The following is a 537-nucleotide window of genomic DNA, read 5'->3' on the forward strand; positions in this document are numbered from 1 at the left end:
TCAAAGCGCTATAACGCTCAATTAAGTAGCCAAAAACGTATAAATACCGCTTCTGCAAACCACCTTAAACACCAAACTCACCGCAAACTGAAAATGCCACACGTTTTTGGTCTGCTTGAATTGTTTGTTATGAACGGACTTTGCGGTAACCTCAGAATTTCAGCAAATACAGAAGCCTAAGACACCGAGTCATTTCACAAAATGCCGGCAGCTACTCGATAAACCCTCCACGAATTGAATGAAAGCGAGCACCAAGCTTGGAGTTTTCCAATACACTGCCGCCCCATTTAAATCACGGCGCAGCAAATGGCTGCTAGAAGAAGTTACTTGGCAAAAGTAACCAAACAGCCAATTTGCCTTTCGATGAAACCAAAGCGGCATTTCACTAAAGAAACATTGCCGATGTTCAATTGGGAAAGATTCAAATCATGATAAGACAAAAAGCAAATATTGAACCTTACCCTATAATTTTACTACATTTTCCTAGCTGCTTCATAACGCCAGCTTAAACCGCAGACAACGCACAAAACAAGCCGC

At 41.7% G+C, this 537-nt stretch carries 1 protein-coding gene; it reads left to right on the forward strand.

Annotated elements, in window-relative coordinates; all coding sequences use genetic code 11:
* The coding region (locus tag HC752_RS24995) for a hypothetical protein (RefSeq protein ID WP_238930634.1) at positions 1-180 on the forward strand (180 nt) is incomplete at its 5' end.
* Positions 181-537: the final 357 nt, after the last annotated feature.

The sequence above is a fragment of the Vibrio sp. S9_S30 genome (genome assembly GCF_014694455.1).
Classification (GTDB): Bacteria; Pseudomonadota; Gammaproteobacteria; order Enterobacterales; family Vibrionaceae; genus Vibrio.